Origin of the sequence: Streptomyces sp. NBC_00872 (assembly GCF_045161915.1) — a bacterium.
Classification (GTDB): domain Bacteria; phylum Actinomycetota; class Actinomycetes; order Streptomycetales; family Streptomycetaceae; genus Streptomyces.
This window is the reverse complement of sequence record NZ_CP108806.1, coordinates 1,101,885-1,120,528: the sequence shown is the minus strand read 5'-3', so window position 1 is coordinate 1,120,528 and position 18,644 is coordinate 1,101,885. Positions and strand designations below refer to the sequence as shown.

Genomic DNA, 18,644 nt, shown 5'->3' with positions numbered 1-18,644 from the left:
GTCGTCAACAGCTCTCCCAGTAGGGGGAGACGGTACGGGACGGCGGGGGCGCCGTACTCGCGCGCAGGATCACCTCGCCGCCGACCCGCAGCACCCGTGAGCGTGTCCCGCGCGGTTCGCGCAGCGCGAGCGAGATCACGCTCTCGCCCATCGCGGTGAGCGGCAGGGCGACGGTCGTGAGCGGGGGAGTCAGCTCCCGTACCAGGGGGATGTCGTCGAAGCCGGCCAGGGAGAGATCCTCGGGGACCCGTATCCCCGCCTCCCGGAACGCGGCCAGCGCGCCGACCGCCATCACATCGGTCACCGCGAAGACACATGTGGGGCGGGCGGAGGGGCCGGACCGTACGAGCAGTTCCCGCGCGGCCGTGTAGCCGCCCTCACGGGTGAAGGCGCCGTGCACCACGGATCCCGCGCCGAGGGTGATCCCGGCCTCCATGAGCCCTTCCCGGAATCCGGCCAACCGGTCGGCGACCGTGGTGAGTTCACGTGGCCCGCTCAGTACGGCGAACTCCCGGTGCCCCAGACCCAGCAGGGCGCGGGCGAGATCGGCCGCCCCGGCGCGGTTCTCGGGCAGCACCGCGTCGGTACGCAGACTGCGATGGCGGCTGACGACGGCGACCCGGCCGCCCGCGCGGATGTACGGGGCCAGTTCGGTGCCCAGTCTCCGCTCCCAGGAAGGGTCCTGGAAGCCTGAGCCGATCAGCAGGATGGCGCGGGCGCGCTGGGCGCGGAGCATGGAGACATACGCGATCTCCTTGGCCGGTTCGCGGAAGGTGCTGGCGAGCATGACCAGGACGTCCTGCTCGGCGGCGGCCCGCATCACCCCGCCCGCGATCGCGGCGAAGTAGGGGTCGCCCACATCGTGGCAGATGACACCGACGGTGTTGCTGGAGGAGCTGGCGAGCGCCTGGGCATGGGCGTTGGGGATATAGCCGAGCACATCGGCCGCGACGCGCACCCGCTGCCGCAGCTCCTCACGGACACGCGCCGTGCCGTTCAGCGCTCGGGACGCGGTCGCCAGCGAGACACCCGCGCGGCGGGCCACGGCGTCCAGCGTCACATGGGTCTGTGCTTCCCGTTCACTCAACTCACTCAACTCGACCCCCAGGTCGCGGTGGCGGTGGCGGCGGCGGGGCCCCTGGCGGCCCCCGAAACTTCGGGACGACCTATTGACCGTACGGACGGGCAGTCATTAGCGTGGCGATCACCCTACCAGAAAGCGCTTTCTGAAAGCGCTTGTCGGGGAGCACCGCTCTTGTAACTACCCGGATTTCCCGAGGAGTTCACTGTGAGCCAGAGCGTCGTACCGACACCGACACCGACATCAGCCGCGGCACCGGCAGTGGCCGAGGAGGTGGCGGGGGTCGCGGAACGCGGCAGACCGGGCACGGGCGAGCGGTTCGCCCGCGCGGTGGAGGCGGGCTGGCGGCCCGTCGTGCTGCTGGGCGCCTGTTTCGTCGTGTGGTGGATCATCGCCGCGGCCGAGCTGGTGGAGCCGTATCTCGTCCCCTCGCCCGGCGAGACGCTCGATGTGCTCACGGGCAAGGCGGGGTATCTCTGGCAGCACACCTGGGTGACGACCTATGAGACGCTGCTCGGCTTCGCGATCGCCGTCGCGGTCGGGGTGCTCGCGGCCGTGGTGATGGTCTACTCCTCGACCGTCGAGAAGACGCTCTATCCGATCCTGCTCTTCGCCCAGGTCGTGCCGAAGATCGCCATCGCCCCGCTGTTCGTGGTGTGGCTCGGCTTCGGTATCACCCCGAAGATCCTGATCGCGGTGCTCATCGCCTTCTTCCCCGTGGTGATCTCGATGGTCACCGGGCTGAAGGCGGTCGATCCGGAAATGCTCCAGCTCTCCGCGACCATGGGCGCCAAGCCCTGGCAGACCTTCGCCAAGATCCGCTTTCCCGCCTCGCTGCCGCATCTCTTCTCCGGCCTGAAGGTCGCCGTGACGCTCGCGGTGACCGGTGCGGTCGTCGGGGAGTTCGTGGGCGCGAACGAGGGGCTCGGCTATGTGATCCTCCAGGCGAACGGCAATCTCGACACCCCGATGCTCTTCGCGGGACTGCTCGTCATGTCGCTGATCGGTGTCGTCCTCTTCGTCCTGGTGGAGATCGCCGAGAAGCTGCTGCTGCCCTGGCACGCCAGCCGTCGCGACACCAATGTCACCACTGCCTTCTGACGCCTTCCGACGCTTACCGACACCTTCTGTCGCCTACCGACGTCTACCGACGCCTCTCGATGTCCGCTGACCCGGCACCGGCCGGCTCGGCGTCAACCAATCGTCTCGTCTCGACTCGACCCCGTTCCGGGAAGGGCCAGCCATGCATGCGCGCAGACTCCTGATCGGCCTCGTACCGCTGCTCCTGGTCGCCACCGCCTGCGGTGAGGACGGCTCGGACACCAGCACCAGCGAATCGGGCAAGAAGCTCGACAAGGTGACGCTGACACTCAACTGGTATCCGTACGGCGAACACGCGCCGTTCTACTACGGCCAGCAGCGGAAGATCTTCGAGAAGCACGGAATCGATCTGACGATCCGCGCGGGACAGGGCTCGCAGAAGACCGTGCAGGCGACCGGGGCGGGGCAGACCGACTTCGGCTGGGCCGACACTCCCGCCGTGCTCAGCGGAGTGGACCAGGGCATCGCGGTGAAGAGCCTCGGTGTCTTCCTCCAGACCACACCGTCCTCCGTGCAGTTCTTCGAGAGCCAGAACGTCCGGACCCCCGCCGATCTCAAGGGCAAGACGGTCGCGGGCACGGCCGGCGACGCGCTGAGCAAGACCTTCCCGATCTTCCTGGAGAAGAACAACCTCAAGGAGTCGGACGTCAAAATCCAGAACACCGACCCGGCGGGCAAGATCGCCGCGGTGATCTCGGGGAAGACGGACGCGCTGCTCGGCTACGCCAGTGACCAGGGCCCGACCATGCAGGACAAGGCCAAGAAGCAGGTCTCCTATCTGCGTTTCTCGGAGCACGGTCTCAACTTCTACTCCAACGGTCTGATCGCGGGCCGGGAGGTCCTCTCCGGCAGGAGCGAACTGGCCGGGCGCATGGTGCGAGCCGTCAGTGAGTCCTGGGCCGCGGCGGAGAAGGCGCCGGGGCCGGCTGTCGCGGCGATGGAGGGCGCGTCGGAGCAACTGCCGCCCGAGAGTGTGCTCTCGGAGCAGTTCAGGACGACACTCACCCTGCTGCACACCGACGCGACACGGGGCAAGGCACCCGGCGTCAACACCGAGAGCGACTGGCAGCAGACCATCGATGTCTTCACCGAGGCCGATCTGGTGAAGAGCCCGAAGCCGGTCGCGGAGTACTGGGACAGCGGCACGGCGCTGAAGGGATGACGATGGCCAGGGACACCACGCTGCGGAAGGCGGCCGGACCGCCCGAGGACAGCACACCGGGCGCGGCGGGCACGGCGCGTACGGCGGAGGCGGGCACGGCGGGTGCGGCGGGCGCGGCGGATGCGGCAGGCAGGCCGGGCGCGGCGGCTGAAGGGGGAGCGGTGGCGGCCGTCGGTCTTGAGGACGTGGCCGTCCGCTTCCGTACGAAGAAGCGCGATGTGACCGCCCTGCACGAGGTCTCCCTCGATGTGGCGGCCGGGGAGTTCGTCGCCATCGTCGGTCCCTCGGGCTGTGGCAAGTCGACCCTCCTCAAACTGGTCGCGGGTCTGCTCCGGGCATCCGCGGGCGCCGTACGGCTGCACGGTGACCGGGTCGACGGGCCGCGGCACGACATCGGCTATGTCTTCCAGCGGGCCGCGCTGCTGGAGTGGCGCACCGCCAGGCGCAATATCCTGCTCCAGGCGGAGATGCGCCGCATGCCGGGCGAGCGGGCCCGCGCGCGTGCGGACGAACTGATCGCGATGACCGGGCTCTCCGGCTTCGAGGACGCGTATCCGCACGAGCTGTCCGGCGGTATGCAGCAGCGGGTCGCGCTCTGCCGCGCACTGCTGCACGAGCCGCCCGTGCTGCTGATGGACGAGCCGTTCGGCGCGCTCGACGCCCTGACGCGCGAGCAGATGAACATGGAGCTGAACCGCATCTGGCGCGAGACCGGCACCACCGTGCTGCTGGTCACCCACTCCATCTCGGAAGCCGTCTATCTCGCCGACCGGGTGGTGGTGATGAGCCCGCGCCCCGGCACGATCACCGAGATCATCGACGTCGGGCTGCCGCCCGAGCGCGACTACACGGAGACGCTGGGACGGCCCGAGTTCCGCGAGGCGGCCGGACATATCCGGGGGCTGCTGGGCGCGGCCTCGGCCCAGGACTGAGTCCGGCTGATCCGGGGGCGCGGAGCCGGGGCGGAGCCGGCGCGGGCCGGGGCGGGCCTCTCACTGCCGTGCATCCCGAATATGGGATATCGTTTCGTATGTGAGAGAGAATGAGACAGGGGGGAACGCTCCCGGCGCCGGCCCTGATGCCGCCTCCGGCTCCGACCCCGTGGACGAGCTGCTCGCCGCTCGCCTCGCCGAACTGCGGGGCGAGCACGGCTGGTCGCTCGACGAGCTGGCGCGGCGCAGCGGGGTGAGCCGCTCGACGCTGTCACGCGCCGAGCGCGGTGAGATCAGCCCCACGGCATCGACGCTCGGCCGGTTGTGCGCGGTGTACGGGCGGACGATGTCGCAGCTGCTCAGTGAGGTGGAGACGGAACCGGCGCGGCTCGTCAGGGCCGCCGACCAGACCGTATGGAAGGACACCGCCTCCGGCTTCGTCCGCCGCTCCGTCTCGCCGCCGCAGGCGGGGCTCCGCGCGGAAGTCGTCGAGGGGACCCTGCGGCCGGGCGCGGACGTGTCGTACGAACGGCCCCCGGTCCAGGGCATGGAGCAGCACATCTGGGTGCTCGAAGGGTCGGTCGAGTTCACGTCAGGGCGCGATCTGCACACCCTGAACGCGGGCGACTGTCTGCGGACGCGGCTCTGGGGTCCCACCCGCTTCCGCTGCCCGGGGCCGGACCCGGTCCGCTACGCCGTGGTGGTGGTCCGGCCATGAGCGCCGGGCTCGCGTACGTTCCCGAGGTGATACGGCTCTCCGCCGGTGAACTGCTCGACGCCGCAGACGCGTTGGCCGATCTGATGGCCGACACGGTGGCCGGCGGCGCCTCCATCGGGTTTCTCCATCCGCTGGACCGGGCGACGGCGGCGCGCTGGTGGCGGGCGCAGGCCCCCGCGGTGCGGGAGGGACGGCTGTCCGTACGTGTCGTCCGGGACGGTGGACGGATCACCGGGACGGTCGGTGTGGCGTTCGCCGACAAGCCCAACGCCCGCCATCGCGCCGAGATCGTCAAGCTGATGGTGCACCGCGACGCACGGGGAAAGGGGCTCGGCCGTACGCTGCTCACCGCGGCGGAGGAGGCGGCGGCCGGGGCGGGTGTGACGCTGCTGCTGCTCGACACCGAGACCGGCAGCCCCGCGGAGACGCTCTACCGTTCCGCGGGCTGGACCGAGATCGGGGTGGTCCCCGGCCATGCCGCCGACCCGGGCGGGACGCTCCGTCCGACCACCTTCCTCTACAAGCACCTCGGACCGTTCCCGGACAGGGCCCAGGGCCCCGGGCCGGTCCCGGCCGCCGTGTGACAGCGGCCGGGACCGGCACCGTAGGCCCCCGTGGAGCCCCGGCTCAGTACCGCAGCCGCGACAGATACCGGTAGCTGTTCAGCGCGGACGCGAACGGATCGGCCGGCGCGTCGTGCTCCACCAGCCACTGCCGCACACCACCGCTGCGCGCCGTGTCGAACATCGCGGGGAAGTCCAGCACCCCCGAGCCGACATCCTCGAAGTCACCGTTCGGCGCCATGTCCTTCACATGCAGCGCGGGGAACCGGTCGCGGTGTTCGACGAAGAGCCGGCGCGGATCGTCCCCGCCCTTCGCCGCCCAGTACAGATCCAGCTCGAAGCCCACCAGTTCGGGATCGGTCTCCTTGAGCAGGATGCCGTACAGACTCTCGCCGTCGATCACACTGTGGTCGCCGTCGTGGTTGTGGAAGAGCACCTTGAGCCCGGACTCCCGGGCGATACGCCCCGCCGCGTTGAACTGCCGTGCCGCTTCCCGGTATCCGGCCGGTGAGTGCATCCCTTCCGGCAGACTCGGCACCACCACCCACTTGCCGCCCAGCGTACGGACGTCCTCGATCGCCTGGGGCAGTCCGCTGCCCGTGACCGTGGTGTAGGCGACATGTTCGAGCACGGCCTTGAGCCGGGTCTCGTCCAGCATCCGCCGGATGTCGGCCGCGCTGTGGCCATGTCTGCCGCTGACACCGACCGTCGCGTAACCGATCTCCGCCAGCCGCTCCAGCGTCCCCCGGAAGTCCGTCGCGAGCGGGGTGCGCATGGTGTAAAGGTGCATACCGATCCCGGACGGCGGTATGCGCCGCCTCCGGCAGCGGCCCGCGGCCATGGCGGTGGCAGGGGTGGCGGCACCGGCGGAGGTCGCCGAGGCCGCCGCCGTACCCACGCCCAGCGCCGCCAGTCCGACGGCCTTGCCCAGGAAGGCTCTTCGGGTACTGCTCATGGTCGCTCTCCTCTCAGGCCGCGGGGCCCGCGTCGATCCGGACCGCGCCGGTGGTCGTATCACCCTTGTCGTCGGTGACGGTGAGATGTGCCGTGTACGTGCCCGGCCTGGCGTACGTATGGGCCGCGGTCGGCCCCTCCGTACCCGAGCCCCTGACGTTGTCGCCGAAGTCCCAGTGGTACGAGGCGATCGTGCGCCCGGACACGGGCGACACCCTGCTGCTCAGCTCCACCGCCAGCGGTACGCCGCCCGAGGCGGGCTCCGCGTCGACCTTCACCTTGGTGACCGGCTTCTTCTCGACACCGCGACCGTTGAAGTGCAGCCAGTCGAGCGCGAAGAGATCCGGCTTCTCCGCCGACCAGACGGGGTTGGTGAAGACCGCGTACAGCTTCACCGAGCCGCCCGGACTCTTCAGCGTGACGGTGGGGGAGACGACATTGCCCCAGCCGCCGGTGTTCGGGATCGTCGCCTTGCCCAGCAGCGGCCCGGTCGGAGAGCCGTTGCGGAACTCGACGTCGCCGCCGAGACCGCCCGAGGCCGCGCCGACCGTGACGGAGGAGATCCCCTTGAGATTGACCGGGTCGAACGAGATCCAGTCACCGTCCTCGATCTCCGTGAGCCGCTTGCCGCCGGAGGCGTCGGCGCGGTCGCCGGTCACGGCGCCGTCGTGCGCGCCACCGGTGGTGGTGCGGTGCTCCGCCTCGCGGAAGGTGGTCCGCAGCGTCAGCGAGGACGAGCCCGTCAGGGCGGGCACGCCCGTGGCGCCCTTGTCCTCGTACTGCGCGGTGATGCCGTAGTACAGATTCTGCCCGGGACCGTGGCTGTCCCCGGCGTCGGTGACGATCTCCCCTGCGCAGCCCGTGTAGTTGTCCAGCGGATGGAGATGGCTGTCATGGCCGAGCTGGGACTGTACGACCACCCGTGAGCAGTCGATCGTCCCGCCCTCGCCCGTCTTGCCGTCCTCGCGGTCCTTCACCTTCACGGTGAACGGGATGGTGTCGCCGAAGCTGAACATCCCGCCGTTCGGAGGCTGCTGGATGGTCACCACCGGCCGGGAGTTGCCGACCGTGATCTCGCGGACGGAGAGCGCGGTCAGTCCGCCGGGTCCCGTGACGGTCAGCCGGGCCGTGAACCGGCCCTTGTCGCGGTAGACATGGGAGGGGCTGGCCTCGGTCGAGTCGGTGGTCCCGTCGCCGTCGAAGTCCCAGGCGTAGGAGACCGGCCTGCCGTCGGGCAGCCCCGAACCCTCGCTGGAGAAGGCTACCGTCAGCGGTGCGGGTCCGCTGTCCGGGCTCGCCGCAGTCCGGGCGTCGGGCAGCCGGCCGTCCCCGACGTAGTCGATGCGGTAGATGCCCGAGCCCTCGTTGGTGCCACCGCGGCCCGTACCGCTGCCGAGCCCGAAGTCGATGACGTACAGGGCCCCGTCAGGGCCGAAGTCCGCGTCGAAGGGCTGGTTCCAGCTCATGTCGCCGAAGACACCGTTGATGGAGTGGAGATCGCCCGCCTTGACCGGCTCGAAGCGCGGGTCCGTGAAGGTCTGGTCCTGGTCGTGGAACGAGAACGTCTTGAACCATGTCCTCGTCAGCTCGTAGTTGAACCATTTCCCGTCGAAGTACTCGGGGAACTTCGACGGATAGGTGTTCGCGGAGTCGTAGTCGTAGACGGGACCGCCCATCGGCCCGCCGCCGCCCGTGCCCAGCTCGGGGAACTGGGGCGAGGCGGAGTAGGCGTACCAGACCGTCGCGGGCTTGGCCGCGGGCAGCTCCCGCAGACCGGTGTTGTTCGGCGAGTCGTTGACCGGCGCGGCGCAGTCGAACTTCGCGCCCGGGGTCCCGGTGGCGAAGTCGTAGTCGTTGAACGGGGTGTTGTCGCCCGTGCAGTACGGCCAGCCGTAGTTGCCCGGCTCCGTGATGCGGTTGTACTCGACCGTGCCCTCGGGACCGCGGTCGGCGACCGCCTCCCGCGCGTCGGGCCCGTAGTCGCCCACCAGCAGCGCGCCGCTCAGCGGATCGGTGGTGATACGGAACGGGTTGCGCATGCCCATCGCGTAGATCTCGGGACGGGTGCTCTCCGTGCCCGGCGCGAAGAGATTGCCCTCGGGAACGGAGTAGGTGCCGTCGTCCTCGGGCGTGATACGCAGTACCTTGCCGCGCAGATCGTTCGTGTTGCCCGCCGTGGTCTGGGCGTCCCAGGCACGGCGCCCCTCGCGCTCGTCGATCGGTGTGAAGCCGTCGGAGGCGAAGGGATCGGTGTTGTCACCGGTCGCGACATAGAGATCACCGTTCTTGTCGAAGGTGATCGAACCCGCCATGTGCGAGTTGGCGCGGCCCTCGCCGCGCAGCGTCGGCACGGTCAGCAGCCGCTTCTCCGAGGCCGGGTCGACGGTGTTCCCGGTGACCGTGAAGCGCGAGAGGTTGAGCCGTTTCTCGGTCTTGTCGGAGTGCAGCAGATAGAGCCAGTTGTTCCGCGCGAAGTCCGGGTCGAGGGTGAGCCCGAGCAGTCCGTCGGACTGGCTCGTCATCTCCGGGGTGTACGCGAAGTCCAGCGCGGTCGAGACCTGGAGGGTCTGCTGGTCGATCACCTTGAGCTTGCCGGTGCGCTGGATGAAGAAGACACGGCGGTCCGGGGCGACGGCCAGCTCGAAGGGGTCCGCGAGATCGCTGGTGGCCAGCGCGGTGCGCTGGAAGGAGCCCGTCTTGGTGGCGGTGCAGTCACCGGGCTTGCTGCCCGCGGCCCACTGGATACCGCCGAGCAGATGCTTGCGGAAGGCGTCCTCCTGGAAGGCGGACGCGGCGTGTCCGCCGGCGGTGAACCAGGACCGTCCGCCGTCGTAGTTCTGGCACCAGGACCACGGGTGGTCGACACCTTCGTCCAGGCCGTCGATTCCGTCGTTCACCTTGATCTGGGCGAGCGTGTGGACCTTGCCGGTCGGATTGACGCGCCAGTTGTACCACTCCTCCGAACGCTCCCAGAGCTGTGGCAGGCCCTTGGTGGAGGGGTGCGCCTGATCCAGCACCTTCACCCGGCCCGTCTGGACGGCGGGGTGCTTGTCGAAGATGGCGCCGACGAGCCCCTCGTACCAGCCCCAGTCGCGCTCGCTGGCGGAGGCGGCGTGCAGACCGACCCAGCCGCCGCCCCCGCGGACGAACGCCTGGAGCGCGGCGCGCTGTCCGGCGTCGAGCAGATCGCCGCTCTCCGGGGTGGAGTTGGTGTTGTTGAAGACGATCGCCTGGAAGCGGGCGAGATTGTCCTCGGTGAAGGCCGTGGCATCACTGGTGGCCTCGACGTCGAATCCGTTCTCGCTGCCGAGCTGTTCGACGGCCTCGATCCCCGCCGGGATCGAGTCGTGCTCGAAGTTGGTGACCTTGGAGAAGACCAGAACGCGGAACGGCGCCGCGTCGGCGCGGGGCGGCGAGGCCATCCCGAGTCCGAGGACGAGCGCCAGCAACGCGGTGATCACAAGGAAGGGTGAGGACGTTCTGATGGGCGTTCTCATGGGCGCTCCCGGTGCTGGTAGGGCCGGCTGCGGGTTTAGAAAGCGCTTTCTGGATTGCGTCACACAGCGTAGGGGCCGGTGTCACAGGGGGTCAATGGGTCGGAAGAGCCCGCTGCGGCCCGCCAGTTGGGGGCGGGGCCGGGGGCCGCGGCGGGGGCGGGCGTCGGCCGGCGGGGCTGGAGGGGGATGACCGCAGGGGGCGGGACTTTCGTACGGGAACGCGAGCGACCCGTCCGGGCGATGGGCCCGGACGGGTCGAATGGGTCGGACGGGACGGACGGTGTGGACGGTGTGGACGGGACGGGCAGGTCGGACGGGTCAGTTGGGGCGGTGATGCGCGGGGGCTCAGAGCCGAGCGGCGGGGAAGGTCATGCCTGGTGCCCCGGGGCGGGTGCCCCGGGGCGACAGGTCAGGCCGCGTCCAGCTCCGCCACCTCGGCGGCGTCCAGCACGAGGTCGGCCGCGCCGACCGAGTCACGGATGGTCTCCGGACGGCTGGAGCCGGGGATCGGCACCACCACGGGGGACTTGGCCAGCATCCAGGCCAGACACACCTGCTGCGGGCTCACCCCGTGCGTCTCCGCGACGCGTGCGAACGCGTCGTACGAGGAGCCCAGTTCACCGGCGCGCTTGATCCCGCCGAACGGGCTCCACGGCAGGAACGCGATACCCAGCTCCGTGCACACCTCCAGCTCCGGCTCGCTGGAACGGAAGGCCGGCGAGAACTGGTTCTGTACGGAGACCAGCCGGCCCCCGAGGATCTCCTGCGCCGAGCGGATCTGCCCGGGGTTCGCGTTGGAGATGCCGGCCTGCTGGATCTTGCCCTCGTCGAGGAGGTCGCGCAGGGCGCCGACGGACTCCTCGTACGGCACCTTCGGGTCGGGACGGTGGAACTGGTACAGCCCGATCGCCTCCACGCCGAGACGCCCGAGCGACGCCTCGCACGCCGCCCTCAGGTGCTCGGGAGAGCCGTCCAGCGTCCAGGATCCGTCACCGGGACGCAGATGGCCGCCCTTGGTGGCCACCAGTACCTCGGAGCCACGCTCGTGGGACGCCAGTGCCTTGGCGATCAGGGACTCGTTGTGGCCTACCTCGTCGGCGTGGAGGTGATACGCGTCCGCCGTGTCGATCAGTGTCACGCCGGCGTCCAGCGCCGCGTGGATGGTGGCGAGGGAACGGGCCTCGTCGGGCCGTCCCTCGATCGACATCGGCATACCGCCCAGACCGATCGCGCTGACCTCGACGGTTCCGATGCGGCGAGTCTTCATGGTGGAGTGCACCCTTCCTGCTGCGGACCCGCCGGATCCGGCGGGGGGTACCCCCAGCTTTGCCGCTGTCACGCGGGCCGTCCAATAGAAGAAAACGAACGCATTGAGCGACCAGGGTTCTCAATTAGGCTGGGTCCTCATGGAACTGCGCCACCTCGAATATTTCGTCGCCGTCGCGGAGGAGCGCCACTTCACCAGAGCGGCCCAGCGCCTCATGGTCTCGCAGTCGGGCCTCTCCGCGTCCGTACGGGCCCTGGAACGCGAGCTGGGCGCCCGGCTCTTCGTACGCTCCACCCGCAGGGTCGAACTGACCGGAGCCGGTCAGGCGCTGCTGGTGGAGGCGTCGCGCGCGCTGGCCAGTGTGCGGGCGGGCAAGGAGGCCGTCGCGGCGGTCCAGGGACTGCTGCGCGGCACACTGTCGGTGGGTACCGAGCAGTGTGTCACCGGGGTGCATGTCCCCGGACTGCTCGCACGGTTCAGAGCCGAGCACCCCGAGGTCGAGGTACGGCTGCGGCAGGCCGGATCCGCCTCGCTCGTCGAGGACGTGGCGGCCGGGCGGCTCGATCTGGCCTTCGTCGCGCTGTCCGGGACCGTTCCCGAGGGCGTCCGGCTGGTACCGCTGGCCAGCGAGCCGATGGTGCTGCTCTGCCACCCCGGCCACCCGCTGGCGGGAGCGGCCGAGGCGGACTGGGCGGAGCTGGGCGACGAGGTGTTCGTGGACTTCCACCAGGACTGGGGTGCCCGCGGTCTCACCGACCGGGCCTTCGCCGCCGCCCGTACCGAACGGCGTGTGGCGCTGGAGGTCAACGATGTGCACAGCCTGATCGAGCTGGTCGGCCATGGCCTGGGTATCGCGGTGGTGCCCCGCCCGATCGCCCGCAAGGAACAGGCCGCCGCTCTCATTACGGTGCCGCTGGCCGACGCCGGGGAGCACCTCTGGGAGGTCTCGGCCGCGCTTCCCGACGATCAGCGCACCGGCCCGGCCGCCCGGCAGCTGCTGGCGTATCTGCCGCCCGCCGCGACCCGCCCGGCCCCGGACAGCTGTCCCGCGCCGGACTCCTGCCGCACGCCGGACACCGTCCCGGTCCCCGTCCCCGCGGCCATGACGGGTCCGGCGGCCACGGCGGCTACGGCCGCTCCAGCCAGCCCCTGATGAAGGCGGCCTGCCCGACATGCTGGAGATCGTCGGAGATCACGCTCACGAGCCGGACACCGAGCGTGACGGGCGGGACCCACGCGTCGTCGACGACCCGCTTGAGAGCCGCGTCCTCGACCGTACGGACGAACGCCACCGTCTGATCGTGGACCGCGTCGTGGTACCCCGCGAGCAGCTCCGCCGAGACCCCGCCGAGCGCGGCCACGTCCTTGGGGGAGTGGCCGTAACCGGTCGCTCCCCGCGAGAACGGCAGCTCGAACCGCGCCGACCAGTCCTGCGCGATCCACACCTCGTCCAGGCCGGCGGCGTCGGCGACGTGGTCGTCCTGGATCCGGGTGAGATGCCAGACGAGCCAGGCGATCGAGTTGGCCCCGTCGTCCAGCCGGAGCGCCAGCTCGTCGGGGGAGAGGCCGTCGACCACCTCGTGGACGGTCTCACGGATACGGCCGAACGCGTCGACGAGCAGATCACCGCTGGCGGTCATGGCAGGCTCCGGAGGATACGGCCGGGAGCGGACCCCGGCGGACGGGCTATGTCCAGTCCAGGGTGCCCCGTACGCGCCGGGTCAGCGCGCCCGGTGCGGAGCGGTCGTGTCCAGATCTTCGGCCGCCGCCAGATCCCGACGGGCCCCGGGGAAAGCGGTTCGTGACCACCGTGCCGAGTGCGGTATTGTTCTCATGCGCGTTCGGCCAGGGGAAACCCCAGGTCAGACCCGCACCGGGACGTGGCGCAGCTTGGTAGCGCACTTGACTGGGGGTCAAGGGGTCGCAGGTTCAAATCCTGTCGTCCCGACCAGCGTTTACGAATGTTTACGCAGGTCACAGGCGGTATCGGAGAAATCCGGTACCGCCTTTCCGTCTTTCCGGGGACCGGCTGGGGACCAGTCGCTCTGGCGGGGATCCAGCGGCGCTGTCCGGGGCGTAGGTGGCGCTGGGTTGCGATCAGTGATCCGTGCCCGGCGATCTTGCGGAAGGCGTGGGCCGCCCGTACGTACCTGGCCGTCACTCGGCCTTCCTGAACAGTGCCGACATCTCGTCCCCTGTGTCGTGGGCCAGCCGTCCCGGCGCCTCCGGTGAGATGAGGCCGATCCGGGTGGCCAGTTCGCGGCCGTGGACGTCGACGGCAGCCTCGATGAGGTCCGCGAGTGCGTCCAGGGCGGTGCGGGCGCGGGAGCGGGCCATGGCCGCGCAGCAGAGGGTGGCCAGCACGGCGGGCCACCACCAGCAGGCGAGCAGGGCGTAGCCGACGGCCCAGGCGGCGAGACGGGCGGCGGCGCTGTAGGAGTCTCGGGCCGACTGGATCTGGCGTACGGCAGGTTCGGGGAGGATCAGCCACAGTCGCGGCCAGAGGGCGGCGAGGTCCACTCCGTAGGCGGCCTCGACGCGGTCGGCCGTTGCCTGCATGCGGTCGCCGTACCAGGTGGGGCGGACCGGTTCGCGCAGCGCGATACGGTCGCGGGCCTCGGTGAGGGCCTGGATCCGAGCCAGTGTGCTGCTCGGGATCAGCACCGCACCGTTGGGTCCGGCGCCTGTCCGGTGGGCATGGCCGATGGCTTCGCCGAGCTTCTCGTCCCTTTCCTGCCACTGGCCGGCGCGGCGTGCGGTCAGGGCGCGTGAGAGCGGGTCCCGGCCGAAGCGGAGCCAGTACCGCTCGATCGCGCCGCCGAGGAACTGCGCGGCGAGCGAGGCCGCGGTCGCGGTGAGCAGGACGAGGGCGACCAGGAGTGCGGCGGTGCCGGTGCGGTCGAGGGCGGGGCGGGCGGCGAGGGTGTCCAGGGTGGTGCGAAGCCGGTCGACGTCGTGCCAGTGGCGGTGGCCCAGGGCCGTGCCGGCAGCCGTGGCGGCGAGGAAGAGAGCGCCGGGGAGAACCAGCAGGTTCAGCCAGCGTTCGGTGAGTTTGCCGCCCAGGGTGGCGAGGAGGGGGTTCACCGGAGCGGGGTCACTGCGCGGGGCCCAGCCGGCCCTTGCGCATGTGGGTGCCGTTGACCGCGCAGTGCGGGGCGGGGAGCAGGTCGCGGGCCCGTTCGACGCGGACGCACTGGGCCGGTCCGGGGCACACGGCCACCTTGATGTGGGGCGTGACGCCTGGGGCCGTTCCGCCTCGGGATTCGTTGACCAGCCCGCGGGCGTCCCCGGTCTGGCGCAACGCCGTGTCCAGGGCGCCGTAGCAGGTCGCGAGTTCGTCGGCGCCCGCACCCGCCCGCAGCAGGTCACGCGCACGCTCGGCCGCCTCCCGGACCCCGGGCTGCCGCAGGTCCTCCGGCGAGCCGAGCAGGGCGCACAACGCCGCTGCCGCCCTGTGGTCGGGTCGGGGGAAGCCGGGAGATGCGGTCATGGTCCAAGTGTGCCGGAATTCGGGCAGAGTTGAGCGTGAGTTGACGCGCCGTCGGAGTCGACGGCGGAGGGGAGCGACGGGGTGAGGTACGACCGGGACTCGTTTTTGCGGGCGATCCGTGCGCGCCTCGACCGGGCCGGGGCGGCGGACGGGGGTGTGGACGCGGACGTGGTGCTGGGCCCCGACGCGGATGCCGAACTCCGGGGACTGCTGCGGACCGCCGACACGAGGACCGACATGGAGGCCCGCCACGCGGCCGGCTGGCTCTGCGTGGCTCGGGCGATGGCCGCACCGGGGGACTCCGGCGCGGTCCACGGGTGCATGGCCGGGACACTGCTCTTCCCGGTGTGGGTCGCCGACCCGGGGCTGGTGCCACCGGAGCTGGCGGAGGGCTACGCGTCCACCGATCCCGCGATACGCCCCGACCCGGCGAACGCGGATGGTCCCGCCGAGTGGTCGGCCCAGTGTGCCGCGTTCATCATCTCGGCGGAGGGCCGGCAGCACAATCCGCCGGCGGACGCCTCCGAAGACGTCCGCAAGCTCCACGAGATGGCTGCGCTGCTGGACACCATGGCACCCTCGCGCGAGACCCAGGTCGCCACCGCGATCGGGTGCGGCAGCCTGGCCGTCCTCGCGATGCCGGAGTACGACCGCTGGTACACGGACGTGCGCGAAGACCTGGCCCGCGCGCTGGCCCTCGCCGGGACGACCTGGCCGTTCGGGGAGCTGGGGGACGCGGATCCGGTCCGGAACGCCCACCGTTCCCTCAAGGCCGTCCCGGCCGACTCCCCCGAGCGGCTCCTCGCCCTCGCGGGTCTGGGCGGCCGGCTCCTGGACCGCTACCTGCGGTCGTACGACCCGGAGGACCTGCACGAGGCGGTCGGCATCGCACGTGACGTACTGGCCCAGCTGCCGCCCGGGAGCCCGCGTCTTCCCCACTGCCTGAGCTCCTTGGGGAGCGCGCTGACGCTGCTGCGGCAGCGGGAGGGCGCGACGCCCGAGGAGTGCGACGAGGTCGTGGACGTGTGCCGCCAGGCTGTTCCCGGCAATCCCAAGGGGCCCGCGGTGGCGGGCCATGACCTGGGCATGGCGCTCGTGTTGAGGGCGCAGCACACCGGCCGGGTGGTGGACCTGCACGAGGCGGTCGCCGTGCTGACCGAGGCGCTCCGGGCTGCCCGGAATCCGGGTGAGATCGCGGCCCTGCGCAATGCCCTGGGCAACGCCCTGCGCGCCCGCTCCGTCGCGACCGGCGCTCCGGCCGATCTGGAGGCGGCGCTCAGCCTCACCGACTCCTCCCTCGCCTCCACGGGGGCGGCGGCCGACCCGCGATTGCCGCTCCTCTCTCCCGCGATGGTCCTGTACACCCGCTACACACGCGACCCGGTGGCGAACAGGGCGGACCTGGACGAGGCGTTGCGTCGGCTGCGACACGCCGAGGCGCTCATGCCGCCGAACCACCCGGACCGTCCCGCGGCGCTCGACGATCTCGGCCTCGTACTGATCGCCCACTACCAACGCTCCGGAAAACCGGAGGAGTTGAACGAGGCGGTGCGGGCCCATCGGGAGTCGGTGGCGCTGACCTCCGAAGGGCACGAGATGCTCGGAGTGCGGCTGCTCAACCTCGGTGCCGCGTTGAGTCTGCGGCACCGGCTGACCGAGGACGGCGAGGACCTGCGGGAAGCCCAGGAGTGCCGGCGCCGGGCCGCCGCGCTGCCCGGGATGGGCCGCGCGCACCAGGCGGCGCTGCTGAGCTCGACGGGAATCAGTCTGGTGACGGGCTTCGAGCGTGCCGCCGATCCGGTCGCCCAACTCGACGAGGCAGTAGGGCTCTTGAGGGAGGCGGTCGCCCTCACCCCGGAGGGTGACCCGCTGTTGCCCCGGCGGCGCCACAACCTCGCCGCCGCCCTGATGACCCGTATCTCGCGGACGCTGCGGATCGGCGACGCCCGCGAGGCGCGCGAGCTGGCCGACGCGGTGGTCGTGGCGCTGCCCGCGAACTCCCCCGACCTGCCGGGTGCCCTGACGGTGGCCGCGAACACACGGCTCCTGAGCCCCCGTACCCTGCTGTCGTCTGCCGCCAGGGACGAGGCGGTCGCGCTGTTCCGCCGGGCGGTCGAGGCCACCCCGCCCGGCCACCCCACGCGCGCGCAGCGCCTGGGAAACCTCGGCAACGCTTTGCGCTACCGAGGCCCCGGCCGCCGTCGCCGTCGGGCCGATCTGGTCCAGGCGGCCGAGCTGTTCCAGGAAGCGGCTCTGGAGCAGCAGTGCGCGCCCGCCGTTCGCCTGGACGCCGCACGGGCCTGGGGCGACGTACGGGCGGAGCTGGGTGACTGGGAGCGTGCCCTGGACGGCCATGTCGTGGCGGTCGACCTGCTGCACTCCGTGGCGCCCCGCCATCTTGTCCGGGACGACCAGGAGTTCCTGCTGAGCCGGACCGTCGGGCTGGGCGCCGCGGCGGCGGCCTGCGCGGTGCGCTGCGGCCGGCCGGGACTCGCGGTCGGTCTGCTCGAACAGGCCAGGGGTGTGATCCTCTCCCACGCCTTCGACGCCGACAGCGATCTGACCCGGCTCCGGCAGACCGCCCCCGCCCTCGCCGCCCGCTTCGAGGAACTGCGGGAGGCCCTCGACATGGCGACCGGCGGCCGGGAGTTCCTGGAAGAGGGCCCGCCTCATCCCGACGCCCGCGCCGATCTGCGGCAGCGACTGGCTGCCGAGTGGCGCGACCTCACCGACCGGATCCGCGCCGAGCACCCGGAACTGGGTCTGCTGCGTCCGGTGCGGGACTGGGACGAAGGCGAGCTGCGCGCGACGGCCGCGGCGGGCCCGGTGGTCCTGGTCAACGTCTCCCCGTACGGCAGCGACGCCCTGATCGTCACCGAGCGCTCCATCGACGCCGTACCGCTCCCGGGCCTCGACGCGCGGACGACGGCAACGCGCCGGCGGACCTTCCAGGACGCGTTGGTCCGCATCGAGACGCCCGGAACCTCCCGCAAGCAGTCGCAGCGCGCCCAGCAGGACGTGCGCGAAACCCTCGCCTGGCTGTGGCAGGCGGTCACCGGCCCGGTCCTCGACCGTCTCCCCGCGGCAACCCGCCTGTGGTGGTCGCCCGGCGGCCTCCTCGGTACGCTGCCCCTCCATGCGGCAGCCCCCACCGGCGGTGCCCCCGGCGCCCTGGACCGTGTGGTCTCCTCGTACACACCGACACTGCGGGCCCTGCACCACGCCCGCCGGCGCGCCGCCCGCCCGGCGGGCACCGGAACACTCGTCGTAAGCGTCGCGCAGGCCACCGGACAGGCCCCGCTCCCGGGCGCACGCCGCGAAGCCGAGCATCTGGCCCGTCTGCTCCCGGGCGCCGCACTGTTGGCGGACACCTCCGCCACCCACTCCGCGGTCGTCTCCGCCCTGCATCGCCACGCCTACGCGCACTTCGCCTGCCACGCCCTGGGCGACCTGGAGCGCCCATCCGGCAGTCGGCTCGTCCTGCACGACCACACCGAACGCCCGCTGACCCTCCGAGATCTGGCCCGGCTCCGGCTGCCGTCGGTCCGGCTCGCCTATCTCTCCGCCTGTGACACCCTGCGCACCAGCCCCGAACTCGCCGACGAGGCCGTCCACATCGTCAGCGCCTTCCAGATGGCGGGCTTCCCCCACGTGGTCGGCTCGCTGTGGCACGTCGACGACGCGATCGGGGCCGAGGTCGCGCTCAGTGTGTACGAAGCCCTGAACACCGGCGACGGCTCACTCGACGTCGTTCGCACGGCCGAGGCCCTGCACCGCGCCGTCTGTGCCCTGCGCGCCACGTATCCGCGGACCCCGAGCCTGTGGGCCTGCCAGGTGCACGCGGGTCCCTAGGGTCTTCGAAGTGGCCGCCGGCTTGGG

The 18,644-nt window shown here is 71.3% G+C and carries 14 protein-coding genes and 1 tRNA gene; 8 read left to right on the top strand and 7 right to left on the bottom strand.

Translation table 11 applies throughout. From position 1 onward, the window contains the following. Nucleotides 1–4 precede the first annotated feature (4 nt). Nucleotides 5–1,060 (bottom strand): LacI family DNA-binding transcriptional regulator, encoded by a 1,056-nt coding sequence (locus tag OG214_RS04695; protein ID WP_363084532.1) that lies wholly within the window; start codon nucleotides 1,058–1,060, stop codon nucleotides 5–7. Nucleotides 1,061–1,342: 282 nt separating this feature from the next. Between OG214_RS04695 and OG214_RS04690 the strand changes: the two genes are divergently transcribed. The 5 genes from OG214_RS04690 (at nucleotide 1,343) to OG214_RS04670 (ending at nucleotide 5,578) form a co-directional block, all read left to right on the top strand. Further along, complete coding sequence (locus OG214_RS04690) at nucleotides 1,343–2,182, top strand: ABC transporter permease (RefSeq protein ID WP_405987428.1); 840 nt, start codon at nucleotides 1,343–1,345, stop codon at nucleotides 2,180–2,182. A 142-nt stretch (nucleotides 2,183–2,324) separates the two neighbouring features. Continuing rightward, on the top strand, nucleotides 2,325–3,344 hold the full coding sequence (locus OG214_RS04685; protein ID WP_405983884.1) for an ABC transporter substrate-binding protein: 1,020 nt from the start codon (nucleotides 2,325–2,327) through the stop codon (nucleotides 3,342–3,344). A 2-nt stretch (nucleotides 3,345–3,346) separates the two neighbouring features. Continuing rightward, nucleotides 3,347–4,276, top strand: a complete 930-nt coding sequence (locus tag OG214_RS04680) for an ABC transporter ATP-binding protein (protein ID WP_405983883.1) — start codon at nucleotides 3,347–3,349, stop codon at nucleotides 4,274–4,276. Between the two features lie 100 nt (nucleotides 4,277–4,376). Further along, the gene (locus tag OG214_RS04675) at nucleotides 4,377–4,994 is read left to right on the top strand and encodes a helix-turn-helix domain-containing protein (protein WP_405983882.1); all 618 of its coding nucleotides are present in this window, start codon (nucleotides 4,377–4,379) and stop codon (nucleotides 4,992–4,994) included. Then, nucleotides 4,991–5,578, top strand: a complete 588-nt coding sequence (locus tag OG214_RS04670; RefSeq protein ID WP_405983881.1) for a GNAT family N-acetyltransferase — start codon at nucleotides 4,991–4,993, stop codon at nucleotides 5,576–5,578. Before OG214_RS04675 ends, OG214_RS04670 begins: the two co-directional genes overlap by 4 nt. A 43-nt stretch (nucleotides 5,579–5,621) precedes the next feature. Here the strand turns inward: OG214_RS04670 and OG214_RS04665 are convergent, their stop codons facing one another. From OG214_RS04665 to OG214_RS04655, 3 genes are all read right to left on the bottom strand, one after another. After that, the gene (locus tag OG214_RS04665) at nucleotides 5,622–6,347 is read right to left on the bottom strand and encodes a sugar phosphate isomerase/epimerase (RefSeq protein WP_363085748.1); all 726 of its coding nucleotides are present in this window, start codon (nucleotides 6,345–6,347) and stop codon (nucleotides 5,622–5,624) included. Between the two features lie 178 nt (nucleotides 6,348–6,525). Continuing rightward, nucleotides 6,526–10,008, bottom strand: coding sequence for a ThuA domain-containing protein (locus OG214_RS04660; protein ID WP_405983880.1), 3,483 nt, complete (start codon nucleotides 10,006–10,008; stop codon nucleotides 6,526–6,528). A gap of 409 nt (nucleotides 10,009–10,417) precedes the next feature. Next, nucleotides 10,418–11,275, bottom strand: a complete 858-nt coding sequence (locus OG214_RS04655) for an aldo/keto reductase (protein ID WP_363083586.1) — start codon at nucleotides 11,273–11,275, stop codon at nucleotides 10,418–10,420. A 139-nt stretch (nucleotides 11,276–11,414) separates the two neighbouring features. Between OG214_RS04655 and OG214_RS04650 the strand changes: the two genes are divergently transcribed. Further along, entirely contained in the window at nucleotides 11,415–12,428 is a 1,014-nt protein-coding gene (locus OG214_RS04650) for a LysR family transcriptional regulator (RefSeq protein ID WP_405983879.1), read from the top strand. Here OG214_RS04650 and OG214_RS04645 read toward each other — a convergent pair. Next, entirely contained in the window at nucleotides 12,403–12,915 is a 513-nt protein-coding gene (locus OG214_RS04645; RefSeq protein WP_405983878.1) for a mycothiol transferase, read from the bottom strand. The genes OG214_RS04650 and OG214_RS04645 overlap by 26 nt on opposite strands. 234 nt (nucleotides 12,916–13,149) lie before the next feature. Between OG214_RS04645 and OG214_RS04640 the strand changes: the two genes are divergently transcribed. Then, nucleotides 13,150–13,226: transfer RNA gene (locus OG214_RS04640), tRNA-Pro, on the top strand. Nucleotides 13,227–13,432: 206 nt separating this feature from the next. Here OG214_RS04640 and OG214_RS04635 read toward each other — a convergent pair. Both OG214_RS04635 and OG214_RS04630 read right to left on the bottom strand, forming a co-directional pair. Beyond that, nucleotides 13,433–14,359, bottom strand: a complete 927-nt coding sequence (locus OG214_RS04635) for a hypothetical protein (RefSeq protein WP_405983877.1) — start codon at nucleotides 14,357–14,359, stop codon at nucleotides 13,433–13,435. A gap of 10 nt (nucleotides 14,360–14,369) precedes the next feature. Beyond that, entirely contained in the window at nucleotides 14,370–14,765 is a 396-nt protein-coding gene (locus tag OG214_RS04630) for a hypothetical protein (RefSeq protein WP_363083582.1), read from the bottom strand. An 81-nt stretch (nucleotides 14,766–14,846) separates the two neighbouring features. On the opposite strand from OG214_RS04630, the gene OG214_RS04625 reads away from it, so the two are divergent. Then, nucleotides 14,847–18,617, top strand: a complete 3,771-nt coding sequence (locus OG214_RS04625) for a CHAT domain-containing protein (protein WP_405983876.1) — start codon at nucleotides 14,847–14,849, stop codon at nucleotides 18,615–18,617. The last annotated feature ends 27 nt before the right edge of the window (nucleotides 18,618–18,644 follow it).

What these genes read in the sequence shown, in the direction of transcription:
- OG214_RS04665 (WP_363085748.1), bottom strand. Translation starts at nt 6,347, where the DNA reads ATGCACCTTTACACCATGCGCACCCCGCTCGCGACGGACTTCCGGGGG.
- OG214_RS04645 (WP_405983878.1), bottom strand. Translation starts at nt 12,915, where the DNA reads ATGACCGCCAGCGGTGATCTGCTCGTCGACGCGTTCGGCCGTATCCGT.
- OG214_RS04685 (WP_405983884.1), top strand. Translation starts at nt 2,325, where the DNA reads ATGCATGCGCGCAGACTCCTGATCGGCCTCGTACCGCTGCTCCTGGTC.
- OG214_RS04630 (WP_363083582.1), bottom strand. Translation starts at nt 14,765, where the DNA reads ATGACCGCATCTCCCGGCTTCCCCCGACCCGACCACAGGGCGGCAGCG.
- OG214_RS04650 (WP_405983879.1), top strand. Translation starts at nt 11,415, where the DNA reads ATGGAACTGCGCCACCTCGAATATTTCGTCGCCGTCGCGGAGGAGCGC.
- OG214_RS04655 (WP_363083586.1), bottom strand. Translation starts at nt 11,275, where the DNA reads ATGAAGACTCGCCGCATCGGAACCGTCGAGGTCAGCGCGATCGGTCTG.
- OG214_RS04660 (WP_405983880.1), bottom strand. Translation starts at nt 10,008, where the DNA reads ATGAGAACGCCCATCAGAACGTCCTCACCCTTCCTTGTGATCACCGCG.
- OG214_RS04670 (WP_405983881.1), top strand. Translation starts at nt 4,991, where the DNA reads ATGAGCGCCGGGCTCGCGTACGTTCCCGAGGTGATACGGCTCTCCGCC.
- OG214_RS04680 (WP_405983883.1), top strand. Translation starts at nt 3,347, where the DNA reads ATGGCCAGGGACACCACGCTGCGGAAGGCGGCCGGACCGCCCGAGGAC.